The organism is Priestia sp. 10L35, from assembly GCF_056395685.1.
The window spans coordinates 40,415-53,104 of sequence record NZ_JBFTKA010000014.1 but is presented as its reverse complement, the minus strand read 5'-3'; the positions used below and the strand labels follow the sequence as shown (position 1 = coordinate 53,104).

Sequence of the window (12,690 nt, the reverse complement as noted above, 5' to 3'; positions counted from 1 at the left end):
GAGAGGCTGTTTTAGAAGTGAAAGATTTTGGGGTTGGGATTCCTGAAACGGACAAGCGCCGTGTGTTTGACCCCTTTTATACAGGTGAAAACGGAAGGAAGTTTAGAGAATCTACAGGCATGGGTCTATATTTAGCGAAAGAAGCAGCTGATCACCTTGGCCATCGACTTGAATTTGAATCCAAATTGGGTCAAGGGTCAGCCTTTCAAGTGATTTTTGGTAAAACACAAAACCTTACAAGGATGTAAGATAAGTGAAAGGAAAAACGATTTTTTTAAGATTACATAAAAGATATACTAATCACAAGTCAAGTACATAGAGAGGAGAGCTTGTGATGTTAAAAGTAAAGCAAGTGAGTAAGATTTATGAAGGGAAAATTGCCTATCGTGCTTTAACAGATATAAATTTGACCATTGACCATGGGGAATTTGTAGGGGTTATGGGTCCATCAGGAAGTGGGAAAACAACGCTACTAAACATGATTGCTACTATTGATGAACCCACAACAGGGGAAATCCTAATTAATGAAAAGAACCCTCATATATTAAAAAAAGATGCGTTAGCAAAATTTCGCCGTCGGGAATTGGGATTCGTCTTTCAAGACTTTAATTTACTTCATACCTTAACAGTTGAAGAAAATATTGTCCTACCATTAACATTGGACGGAAAAAAAGTGAGTGAAATGAAGGAAAAGGCATATGAAATCGCTGAGAAATTAGGAATTATGGGCATTATGAAAAAAAGGATTTATGAAATATCTGGTGGACAAGCACAAAGAGCAGCTGTGGCGAGAGCTATGATTCATACTCCTAAGCTTCTACTGGCAGATGAGCCAACAGGAAATCTTGATTCCAAGTCTTCAAAAGACGTGATGGAAATGCTTGAGTTTATCAATAAAAACGAGAAGACTACAATGATGCTTGTGACACATGAGGCGCAGGCAGCGAGCTATTGTAATCGTGTCATCTTTATCCGTGATGGTAAATTCTATTCAGAAATACACCGTGGTGATAATCGTCAGGCCTTTTTCCAAAAGATTATAGATACACTTTCTTTATTAGGAGGGAATGCACATGACCTTTCGACAGTTCGCGTTTAACAACGTCATACGTAATAAGAGGTTATATGCAGCCTATTTTCTTAGCAGTTTGTTTACGGTCATGGTCTTTTTTACCTTCTCTATTTTTGCCAACCATCCTGTATTAAGTGGAGACGATATGAGCTCAAGCGTAACAACAGGAATGAATGCGGCAGCAGGAATTATTTATGTGTTTTCCTTATTGTTTGTCTTATATTCCATGAGCTCTTTTTTACAATCCCGTAAAAAAGAGTTTGGTTTATTAATGATACAAGGTATGTCAATGAAACAAATTCGTTTGATGGTGTTTATAGAAAATATGCTCATTGGATTTTCAGCAACACTAGGCGGTATATTTCTTGGTCTTGTTTTTGCAAAGGCCATTTTACTACTAGCTGAAAATGTATTGATTATTGAACATGCGCTATCTTTTTATTTTCCAGTCAAAGCAATCATAGTTACTTTTGTTTCTTTTACGATTTTATTTTTCTTTATTTCCATATTTGTCACGTATATTCTACGTAGTAAAAAGCTAATGGAATTAATTAAAGGCAGTAAAATATCTAAGGGTGAGCCAAAATCGAATCTTTTTTTAACATTATTAGCTGTACTTTTATTAGGAGCAGGGTATGTTAGTGCCTTATTAGCAAAGGGAGCAATGGTTGTAGGTGCAATGATCCCAGTTATCATCGTTGTTTGCGTTGGAACTTATCTGTTGTTTACGCAACTAAGCGTGTTTATTATCGGAAGACTAAGGAAGAATGAGCGTGTTTTTTGGTTTAAAACCAACATGTTGCTATTTTCGGATTTGGCCTTTCGTATGAAAGATAATGCACGAACTTTTTTCATGGTAGCTATGGTTTCAACCGTCGCATTTTGTGCAATTGGTTCTTTATTCGGATTTCAAACCGTTATGACTTCAAGCGTAAAATCTACTTATGCAGCTACATTTTCTTATAAGCCATCTAAAGATAATGAGAAACAAAACGTTGCATTTATAAATAAGACTTTAAAGGAAGAAAACATTAAAGCAGATTCAGAGCACACAATGTTAGATTATTATAAAGTTGGCAGAGACAAAACCCTTATTATTAATCAGTCTGATTTTAACAGATTTGCCTTACTTACTGGAGAAACTCCTATTAACTTAAAAAATGGGCAGGTTATGGTTGTTGATTTTATCGGTACAAACCTCGAGCCAAAGAGAGATTTACTAAATGAAACAATTAAATTAACTTCAGGTTCTACTTTAAGAGCAAAGGAAATAATTCAATCAAAATCCCTACCTGTATCTGGTTCATACTATATCGTATCCGATGAAGACTATAGTCAACTTCCTAAGCCAGAGGATGAGCAAAGCTATTATGCTTGGCAAGCACAAGATGGAAAAGACAGGGTGATGGCAGCCTCTGAAAAGCTATACAAGAAACTACCAAGATCTGAGATTACAGCAGTAGATTATGAAATATATGAAATAATGAAAGGCTACGGTCCCATCTTATTTGTAGGACTATTTATTGGTATTGTCTTTTTTGTATCAGCTGGTAGTTTTCTATACTTCCGACTTTATATGGACCTGGATGAAGATAAACAAAAATTCAAGTCTATATCAAAAATGGGGTTAACTGATAAAGAACTTAAAAAAGTATTAAATAGGCAAACCATGATTCTGTTTTTCGTACCAATCGTTGTGGCGCTTATTCATGGTGCTGTAGCTCTTACGGCATTATCACACCTGTTCTACTTTAATCTATTTAAGGAATCCGTTATTGTTCTAAGTGTTTTTCTAGTCATTCAGATTGCTTATTTCTTCATTGTACGCTTTTTCTACACAAAGCAGATTAAGGCGTCAATTTAAGTTTAATAACAATACAGTAAAAAAGGATTAGACTTTGTTTAATTCTTTTTTTGAAAGAAAAAAGAAAAAATCCAGGGTTTACTTAATTTAAAAATGCTCTTTCGCCTCTCCTGCTTGACTCTTTTTAAGCACAACTCTATTTTCTTATCTAATATCTTATGTACAATTTGGCTAATTACGCATAACAATAGTGGTATCCCAGTGATAATTATGGATTTTGATAGTTACCAACAAGAACATTAGGAGAACTAAAGGTGTATACTTTATACATCTTAAATCCAGAAAAATTCCTCCATTAGTTAAGGAAGGTGTCTCTAACCCTGCATAGTAATTCATTCATACTGTATCTCGCCATTATATGGTTGAGTTTTTTCTCCAATCACCTATAAAAGATAAAAAGCCTGCACCATTTTGATGCAAGCTTTTCTTCTTGGCGCCCCTGAAAGGCTCTTACATTAAACATACCGGTTCATAACTAAAGTGCCTTGTGTGAGATAAGAATATCTACTTCAACTCTAGTTAATATGTTTATTGAAGTCACTGCTAAGTCTTTCAAAACCACCCAGTACTTCATTAAAATAAGTATTTAATCTTTCACAGCACTTAATTTTAAGTAATACTAATGCTTTGCTGTACGTGGACCACACTTTTTAGAATTAAACATTAAAAACCAATTCTTATTTTAAACTCCACTTACATTACTTACATTTTTCGAAAAGGGAGAAAATGCTACTATACTTCCTATAATTACAAGAGAAAACGACATTACACACCAGAAACAAATGGCTTTAATTACAAATAACTCTAGATAAGTTAAGTACATAGAAAACAATAATCCGATCACTAAGGAAACCTTAATAATCAACTTAAAGAAATTTCTTTTTAGGAAAAAAGTTAATATAAACAAGAACGTATAAAAAGAAATACCTAATATAGACATGGGTATATTACCTACTTCAGCGTATTGACTACTATTTACCTTCAAACAATCCCCTACAGGACAGAAATAACTACTAGCAACATGAGATAGATATAAATAGATACAAATGATCAAGCCTAAAATCGCTATTATTTGTAAAGTTATAATTTGCACACTAGTTTTCATCAAGACTCACCTTCATTAAGAATGTTCTGTAATTTCTCCTCATCAAATCCATTTAATCTCTTGACAATAACACCATTTTTATCAACTAGATAAAAAACAGGAAAAGTTTTAAAATTCATTTGCTTTTGAATATCTTTACTCGCCGAAATAAGAGGAAATTCAAAACCATGTTCTTTTTTTACCTTAGCATAAGCTTCCGGACTTCCTTGTCCTATTAATACAAATCGAGTATCTGGGTGCTCTGCTTTTAACTTTTCCAATGTCGGATAAGCTTTTTGACACACTTCACAATCAATTTTCCCAAGCATAACTACGAATTTATTACCCTCATACTGTTTTAAAGATATAGTATCCCCATTCACTTCTTTTCCAGTTATAAGTGGAATAGATTCCCCTTCTTCATTCCCACCCATGTCAAAAAATGTCTCTATAGCAGCTTGTGGATTATTATATGCCCAAATTCCAAATCCAACTATGATAATTACAAAAGCTAAAGCTCCAATTTGAAAATACTTCTTCATGTAGATACCTCCATAGCCCTTTTTGTTAACTGATTTTCATAAAGATTCCTATACTCACGACCCAGGTCTAGTAATTCCTCATGACTTCCAGTTTCTGTGATTTCCCCATTATCTACAACTATAATTTTATCTGCTTTTTTAACTGTACTTAATCGATGTGCAATAACAATTCTCGTACAATTTAATTTCTCTAAATTCTGATGAATCTTTTGTTCTGTAACTGTATCTAGTGCACTACTGGCTTCATCTAATAACAAAATTTTCGGTTTGTTTACAAGGGCTCGGGCCAAAGCAAGGCGTTGACGCTGTCCACCGGATAAATTGCTACCTTCCTCAGAAAGAACAGTTTCATAATTCATACGTAAACCCATTATGTCCTCATGAATTTCTGCAAGTTTTGCAGATTCAATTATCTCCCTAGAAGTAAGATTTTCATTATGGAACGCAATATTTTGAAAAATAGATTTGTTAAATAAATGTATTTGTTGGGTAACTACGCCTATCTGCTGACGAAACTTAGATTTATCCATATATTTAATATCTTGCTTGTCAAATAGTATTTGTCCTTCTGTAGGTTGATACAATCCTAATAAAAGCGAAGCTAAGGTACTTTTCCCGGAACCTGTAGTTCCCACAATAGCTATAAATTGACCCGGATGAACTTTTACAGATACATCCTTTACAATGGTAGGACCATACTGATTATATTTAAAGCTAACATTTTTAAGTTCAATTTCTCCCTGGAGTTCTGGGGGACTTACTACGAGCTCATCATTTTGTTCAGGAGTAGCTTCAAGTATATCTAAGATACGTCTAAAATAAGTTCCCATTAAAACCATCTGGTTAGAAGTTGTAACTAAAGAGGTTAAAGGAGTAAAAAAACTAATACACAGCGTATAGAAAGCTAACATTGAACCAATTGACATATTTTTAGAAATGACTTCCTGGGCTCCTATCAAAAGAACAATTAGAGGTGCAGAAATACGTAAAGATTGCATAACACTGTCTACATAAGCACTAAAGATTCCTCGCCTTTTAGAAGCCTTAATTTGTTCCAAAAACATATTTGCCCATTCATTATGTACCCTAGATTCTACCCCTACTGATTTCACTACCAATATACCTCGTAGCACCTCAGCCAAGTAACTTGAAGCCTTTGTTTGTTTCAAAATCTCCTCCTGAGATAATCGACTAGTATAACGGTTACCAATCAACATTAAACCAACTTGAATTATTCCTATAGCTACAACATAAATACTCAAATACGGAGACTTATAAAACATATAAAATAAAAAACATACAATTAAACCGCCGTCCAATAACATTGTTACCGTTCTAGTGGATAAAATCTCTCGAACAATCATATTACTGTTCGCCCTCAGTATTAAGTCTCCACTTGATCGCATTTGAAAGAAGTGAAAGGGTAGTTTTAATAAACTGCTAAAAAAACGTTCCATCAAATTCCAATCAAGACGGTTTTGTAAATAAACGAGAGTTCTTGCCCTTAATAAGAAAAAAATAAATTGAAGGGCCACTAATAGTATCAATGCAATTGGTAGTATACCTGTAAAATCATAGTTATCTTCTTTCATTATTACGTTATCCACTATGAATTGGACAGACATGGGCGTAACGATAGCAAGAAGCTGAACACATAGTGAAAATAAAATAATAAAACTGACTAAACGGGGCTCCTTCATTAAAAATTTAATATATTCATGCCAAACTTTTTTTATCTTACGACGTTTCAAATCTGCAGTTGGCTGAATAGAGAGACAGATAAATTCTTGATCAATATTCATCTCTTCTAAATTTATGACTCGACGCCCCATGGCTGGATCTACTATATGGATATTATTATTATGAAGTTTTTCTATTACCACAAAGTGATTTCCCTGCCAATGTAAAATGGCAGGGAGTTGAATTTTATCAAGGTTTTTAGCAGATACACGCTGAGCAGCTGTTTCTAAATTCAAGGATTCTGCAATCTTTTTTATAATTAGTAGGTTTATGCCTTCACGTCCGCCACCCCAATTATCCCTTAGCTCCCATAATGTGTATTCACTTTTATAATATGAAAGAATCATTGCTAAACAGCATAGTCCACATTCCGATTGTTCCATCTGTTCGATAAAAGGAATACGGTAACGTCTATTCCTGCTCTTTATCATTTTCCATTCCTCAAAGGAGTTCCTAAAGTGACTACTGGGGGAACTGTTTTAGGGTTAGCAAGCCTTAGCAATCCATATCCTACTCCAGCTAACCCTAGCATAAATCCAGGAGTCTCTTCATTTTGGGGAATTCCACAGAACCATCCACTCTTCTCAGCTTCTTTTACAATAGACGAACCAATCTGCTGTGCCTTCTCTAACAATTCATCATTACATAATATATCTGATGCTAATAAAAGAACTTCTATATTTCCGAAATCTCCATGACATTGGCAGTGGCTGCCTCCAAAACCTTCTTCTAATGTAGTTTTTATAGCTACATCTATTTCCTGAATCATTTCAGCATCTTCCCAATGAAGTTTTGTCATTAAACGTCCTAATGCTATACCTGCAGAGCCGTGACACCACTGAACTGGAGTACTAATCCCTAAGTTTCTTCGCTCCTCACGGTATCTTAAATCCGCCCAATTTCCCTCATCAGGAATAAACATACTGCGCTCATATCTAATAGCTTGCTTGCTAAACTCTAAAAATCTTTTGTCATCAGTTTGGGCATATAACTCTGATAAAGCCCATGCAATCCCGGTAGCACCATGAGACAATCCTACTAAAGCAGTCTCATTGTCCATAAATGAGACCCATCCATAGCCTTCCTTTTGCTTTCTTGCATTTTTGATAAGATGTTCGCCACATTTAATGGCAATATTCAGAGCTCTACTACAGCCCGTTAATTTATAAAGCCTTAAAGATACTAAGAGAGTGCCTGCTACTCCCCCTATTAAGTCGTACATATTATCTTTTTCAATCCATTTTTCACATTGGTAAAGAGCTTGAAGAGCCTCATTCATGTATTTTTCATCATTCCATAATACAGATAAATGACTGAAAACATAAGAGATTGATGCATAACCATGAAATGCAGATAATGAACTTAATCCATCGTACCTTTCGAGAAAATCATTGGCAGAATTTACAGCAGCTTTTGCTACGTTCTTATAAGATATTTCTCCAGAAACTTCCGATAAATAAGCGTAAAATAGGGAGACCCCTAATACTCCATCATATAAGGTTGCATCTAAAGGAGTGAATAACCATCGATCATTAAGAGAAGCACCTATGCCGATCCAGTTAATGTCCTTCTTATCATCTCCCCAGAAAGATGATTGTAAGAGTTTGTCGCCAATCTTTCTTGCCTCGTTTATAAAATCTTCTCTTGAAGATACTTTCTCTGGAATAAATTTAGAGCTATTACTTCTATATTCTTTAAAGTCCCATCTCTTTAACATCGTAGTCATAGAAGTTTGAATATACCTTATTTGTTTTTTGCAATCCTCTAAACTAAAATCCTCCACTCTACGTAAAGTATGATCAAGCGCAGAATTTAGGAAGAATTTTTTTATTTCTTTGCCCTGACTATCCCAAACAGATAAAGAGTCAACTTGAGCGACAAAATAAGGAATATCTCCATTTAATAAATCGCGAGTTTCAGATGAGATAAAGTGTTCCATCTTTGAATTAAATTTAACTATTCGCCATAAATAATCGAACAAATGAACACGGTCTAAACCGTTCTTTAGTTTATCTGGATGTAATGAAGCTTCTAGCATAGTTGAGTAGGATTGTGTATGACGGAGAATTGAACGCACTTTATCCCCTTTAAAATTCATAATAGGTCCTTGCTGACTTAAAAGTTCCTCTTTATTTTCTAAAAATATCATATAGGCTTTTTCAAAACCTTCAGTAATTTGAGGGATATAGTTTTCTGGTGCTACCTCTTCGCCATTTAACATTACACGATTTTTTGCACCGGTATGAAAGCCAACTTCCTTTATCATTTTCATCTTATCTGTATTCTTATTTGCTAATTTATAAACAGGTCTTGGAAGTCTTTGGCCAGCATGTCCCCCTATTCCACTTATTTCGATAGAACGAAAAGAACCTGTTTTAAAGAGTGAAGCAGGTAAAATAGCCGTTCTCAGAACAGATTGGGATAATTCTTCTGAAGTTTTTTGTAAAGCTGTAAGTTTGGTTTCAACTATTGCATCTAAGTTATGAAACAAAGACTCTAAATCTATAAACTGAGGGTGTTCTCCCGATGCAATCATATTTTCCATATGCATGTCTGTAGCATGTAACATATGAAGAATGGCAACATAAGCACCCAATCGTTCATAAAATTTATTGCAAGCCTCATTGCTTTCGCACTCTTCATAATTTGCAAATTCTTGCCATCCATACTGACCGCAATTTATTACATGTGGGGGTTCTAAGGTAGGTTTAAATCCTTTACTATTTACCCACTGAATTAATTTGTTAAAATGAACGTCAATTGATAAAGATCTTGGCTTGTAAACAATCTTTTCTCCTGTTGCAAATTCCATTGATAAAACACTTCGTCCATTACAGTGTAAGTCTCCTTGACCAGTATGAATTCTAACCAATTTATCAAAATTCCCTTTAAAAGAATGCTCAATTAATGAATGGTCTTTTAAAAGTCTGTCAATTGCTTCAAAAATGGCGTTTTGCCATTTTTCCATTGTTTCCACTAAAAGACGTGCTAGTACAGGATATTTAGTTAAAATTATGTATATATTGTGGTGTTCTGATATGTGATTTCTTATAAAATCTTGAAAGCGTAATTCAGAAGATTCGCCTTCTAAACGATTTTCAACTCGTGCTAAGTTTAATTCGTAAATTAATACTCTCATAGATAAAGTTAGTAAACCCTTACAAGTGGGTTCTATAACTGCTTTTTCTAGAACATCAGCTGGTATAATTGCTTCGTATCTAGTAGATTTATAGCCATTATATTTTTTATCAATGATGGATTTAGTATATTTTAAAAAGGGCTGCAAAAAAGGAAGAAAAGGATGTTTATCTAACTCTTTGTTATCAAACAATACATTTTCAAATTCCAAATTTCCCCTATTAAAAATAGCTTCTAATGTTTTAATCCAACTAGGTTCTTCTTGTGAAAAAGTGGGGTCATCCCTATTTGCTAAAATATTTTTGAATTTTTCTCTATTCAAACCATCATCTGAAAGACGCTTTTCTATATATTCCAAAGGTAACCCAGTTTGTTGAATCCATGTTGTTTCTTTATTTTCATTTTCCATCAAATTATTTGTAAAACTTATCTGTACATCACGTTCGGTTAAATATAATCCCCTTTTCAAATCTTTAAGATTTATTTCTTTTGAAAAAGTACTGACCATCATCTTCTCTCCCTCATATAGAGATAAATTCTACAAAACAATTAAGACAAGAGTGATAGATCTCCCTCTTGTCTTAACTTTACTTACAAATTGGTTTTTTTAATTAGCAACAAACAAATACACTGTTTGGACAATCATCAGTAATTGTGCATGACCATCCACATCCTGCTGCACCTGCAGCTTCTTCTAATTCCTCGTCAGTAAGTGAAACTAATACATTTTTTAACTCTTCCATGGTTAATTCCTCCCCGTATTTTTATGTATCAGGCGCCTAACAATTCTCATTATACACATATTTTGTAATTAATCTAGTACATTTTGTAAATTTTATGTATATTTTTGTAACAATAATGAACTTTATGTAAAAATAAAGATTAATTTACCATTTAAAAAGACCATTTTATATAAAATGGTCTTTTGGCAAAAATACTATTATTTTTATAATTATTCTACTCTTTGCTTAATAGTAATTAGGTGTTTATAGCGCATAATGGTAAAATATATAACTTGTATTATTATAAAGGAACTCAATACAAGAATTGACTCTCTAGCTAAATTAAAATTAAATAAATGTTGTAAAGCAGTTAATGCAACAATTCCATGAATGGTGGCTACTATAATTGGCACAAAGAAGATTGCCGCAAGTTGGAATGTAACGATACGTGATAGCTCTTCACTAGTTAACCCAAGCTTCGTTAAATATTGATATTGTTTTATTTCATCTTCAAGATCACTGTAAATACGGAAATAAACAAAGCTTCCAGCTGATATAAAGAAAACAGCTCCTATAAAAAATCCAATAAATAAAACTATATTAATTCCATTTTCATTAATTTTATCCGTTTGTGCTATCATCGAACAAATTCCTACAAGCGTACCTATAGAACAAAATGTAACAGTTAAAACGATTGTAATTATAAAAAAGAGACGAGCATTATCTCTCATTTTATATATAAGATTTGATATCACTATCAAATTTATATTATTTTTATAAAATTTTTCTATCTTTCTTAACTGATGTAAAACAAACACATTTAATTGTGAGAAAAATAAATAAGTCCCAATGATCACAGCAATCGTAACAGGAACCATCACAACTATTACAAGAACTTCTTTAGATATTAACGCTGTTACGTAGCTCACTCCTAGTAACAATAAAGAAATAATACATAAAGTAATTGAGGATTTAGGCTCAGGTTTTGGCTTACTATCACCTTTTAACAAGTCAATTAAATTATTATCTTTTACAAAGTTAGTGGTAAAAAGAGATATTATAAAAAAGAGCATTAAAAATGCTGTGAATGTTAGAATGAGAGCTTTTGTAGGAAAATAAAATGATAGTTGTCCTCTCATTCCAAGAGTATTTTCACCAACTAATAAAAGTAATTTAGCTATAAGTAAACCACCCACAACTCCAAAGATTATTGAAAAAAATCCGATAATCATATTTTCTAAAAATATTAAATATCTTAATTGATTATGAGACATTCCATTTATAACTAAAATTCCAAATTCTTTTCTTCGGGACTTTAAGAAAGTTCCCATTGAATATAAAACGAAAAAAATAGAAAAAAGATAAATAATAAACTCGGCAAAGTGTAAACCTAAAGAAACATATCCTCCTATAATATCTACGGAAAAAGCTGGATGATAAGCGAATAAAGCATACATAAAAAAAACCATTATAGAAAAAGAACTACTAAAGAAATAAGCACTATATGTCCTTTTATTACGAAAAATATTTTTACATACTAATTGATTAAATGTCATATTTCTTTCTCCTTTTAGTTAAATACAGGAACTTAAAGAAGAATATAAAATTGAATTTCACTTTCTTTATTAGAAAAATAAAATTCAATTTTATATACTGTAATCAAAAATCACTTCTTTGTTTAGCTAATTTTCATTAAAAAACCATTGTTTAAGTAAAGTTAAGACAAGAATAATTTATTAAAATCACTTCATAATTTTGTATTTAAATTATCATTGTACTTCTTGCTTTCGAAATTTAAAGCAACCCATTAATATAACAATTATAAATACAAAAGTGGAAAATACCATCATATAAACAGGAGATATACTACCTGCTTTTTCATTATTGGGTAGTAATGAAAAGTATGGAAAAGACCAGAAATAGTATCTACCAGCAGCGCTGTTAGAAATAATTATGGTAGCTATAGAGGCAGCTAAGCCTACTCCTACGGGAATTCCTATATTAGTAAAACGTATGCTGAGTAGCATTTGAATAGCTAATAGTGGTAAACAAGTTACCCAGCAAGCTAAAACCTTTAGGAACATGGTTTGATAAGGAATATCCCCTACACTTACAAGTTTACCTGCAATGATAATACCCACGTATAGTATCATCATCGATAAACCCACTAATAAGATATGGATAATCGTTTTGGCAATATATATATACGTTCTATTGATAGGAAGAGTTAATAAATATTTCCAATTATTCTCTGCATGCTCTATACGAGCTAGCCATACTGCTAATACTCCAATTGATAAGGGTAATAGCAATAAACCATAAAAAGTAACAATTTGACTAATTAATTTCTCCCAAGGTATAGCGTTACCTTGCAGGAATACATCTTTATAACGAACAAAATTGTAGGCTCCAAATGCAACCATTAATAAAGGTGCTGTAAACATTAGTAACCAAGAATAAGATCGTTTTAATTTACGGAATTCCATTTGTAGTATCTGGATAAAATGCACGGTCTAATGAACCTCCTT

At 32.9% G+C, this 12,690-nt stretch carries 10 protein-coding genes; 3 read left to right on the top strand and 7 right to left on the bottom strand.

Annotated elements, in window-relative coordinates:
• The 3 genes from AC1DEF_RS26645 to AC1DEF_RS26635 all read left to right on the top strand — a co-directional run.
• Positions 1-248: ATP-binding protein (locus AC1DEF_RS26645; RefSeq protein WP_477727654.1), on the top strand; the 248-nt coding region annotated here is incomplete at its 5' end.
• Between the two features lie 86 nt (positions 249-334).
• A complete protein-coding gene (locus AC1DEF_RS26640) occupies positions 335-1,099 on the top strand; it encodes an ABC transporter ATP-binding protein (RefSeq protein ID WP_097825284.1) in 765 nt (254 codons plus the stop codon).
• Entirely contained in the window at positions 1,074-2,936 is a 1,863-nt protein-coding gene (locus AC1DEF_RS26635) for an ABC transporter permease (RefSeq protein WP_097825285.1), read from the top strand. Before AC1DEF_RS26640 ends, AC1DEF_RS26635 begins: the two co-directional genes overlap by 26 nt.
• A gap of 682 nt (positions 2,937-3,618) precedes the next feature.
• Here AC1DEF_RS26635 and AC1DEF_RS26630 read toward each other — a convergent pair.
• The 7 genes from AC1DEF_RS26630 to AC1DEF_RS26600 form a co-directional block, all read right to left on the bottom strand.
• On the bottom strand, positions 3,619-4,041 hold the full coding sequence (locus AC1DEF_RS26630; RefSeq protein ID WP_097825286.1) for a vitamin K epoxide reductase family protein: 423 nt from the start codon (positions 4,039-4,041) through the stop codon (positions 3,619-3,621).
• Positions 4,041-4,562: a TlpA family protein disulfide reductase gene (locus AC1DEF_RS26625; protein WP_097825287.1), complete on the bottom strand. Its 522-nt coding sequence runs from the start codon at positions 4,560-4,562 to the stop codon at positions 4,041-4,043. Before AC1DEF_RS26625 ends, AC1DEF_RS26630 begins: the two co-directional genes overlap by 1 nt.
• Positions 4,559-6,733, bottom strand: a complete 2,175-nt coding sequence (locus AC1DEF_RS26620) for a peptidase domain-containing ABC transporter (protein WP_097825288.1) — start codon at positions 6,731-6,733, stop codon at positions 4,559-4,561. Before AC1DEF_RS26620 ends, AC1DEF_RS26625 begins: the two co-directional genes overlap by 4 nt.
• Positions 6,730-9,951, bottom strand: a complete 3,222-nt coding sequence (locus AC1DEF_RS26615) for a type 2 lanthipeptide synthetase LanM family protein (RefSeq protein WP_097825289.1) — start codon at positions 9,949-9,951, stop codon at positions 6,730-6,732. The genes AC1DEF_RS26620 and AC1DEF_RS26615 overlap by 4 nt, the downstream gene beginning before the upstream one ends.
• Positions 9,952-10,051: 100 nt before the next feature.
• A complete protein-coding gene (locus tag AC1DEF_RS26610) occupies positions 10,052-10,183 on the bottom strand; it encodes a type A2 lanthipeptide (RefSeq protein ID WP_061859962.1) in 132 nt (43 codons plus the stop codon).
• Between the two features lie 209 nt (positions 10,184-10,392).
• Positions 10,393-11,718, bottom strand: coding sequence for an FtsX-like permease family protein (locus AC1DEF_RS26605; RefSeq protein ID WP_097825290.1), 1,326 nt, complete (start codon positions 11,716-11,718; stop codon positions 10,393-10,395).
• A 213-nt stretch (positions 11,719-11,931) separates the two neighbouring features.
• Positions 11,932-12,672, bottom strand: coding sequence for an ABC transporter permease (locus AC1DEF_RS26600; RefSeq protein WP_097825291.1), 741 nt, complete (start codon positions 12,670-12,672; stop codon positions 11,932-11,934).
• Between the last annotated feature and the right edge of the window lie 18 nt (positions 12,673-12,690).

Excerpts from the sequence above, each read along its gene's own strand:
- AC1DEF_RS26615 (WP_097825289.1), bottom strand. The coding sequence starts at position 9,951 with ATGATGGTCAGTACTTTTTCAAAAGAAATAAATCTTAAAGATTTGAAA.
- AC1DEF_RS26620 (WP_097825288.1), bottom strand. The coding sequence starts at position 6,733 with ATGATAAAGAGCAGGAATAGACGTTACCGTATTCCTTTTATCGAACAG.
- AC1DEF_RS26605 (WP_097825290.1), bottom strand. The coding sequence starts at position 11,718 with ATGACATTTAATCAATTAGTATGTAAAAATATTTTTCGTAATAAAAGG.
- AC1DEF_RS26635 (WP_097825285.1), top strand. The coding sequence starts at position 1,074 with ATGACCTTTCGACAGTTCGCGTTTAACAACGTCATACGTAATAAGAGG.
- AC1DEF_RS26625 (WP_097825287.1), bottom strand. The coding sequence starts at position 4,562 with ATGAAGAAGTATTTTCAAATTGGAGCTTTAGCTTTTGTAATTATCATA.
- AC1DEF_RS26640 (WP_097825284.1), top strand. The coding sequence starts at position 335 with ATGTTAAAAGTAAAGCAAGTGAGTAAGATTTATGAAGGGAAAATTGCC.
- AC1DEF_RS26630 (WP_097825286.1), bottom strand. The coding sequence starts at position 4,041 with ATGAAAACTAGTGTGCAAATTATAACTTTACAAATAATAGCGATTTTA.
- AC1DEF_RS26610 (WP_061859962.1), bottom strand. The coding sequence starts at position 10,183 with ATGGAAGAGTTAAAAAATGTATTAGTTTCACTTACTGACGAGGAATTA.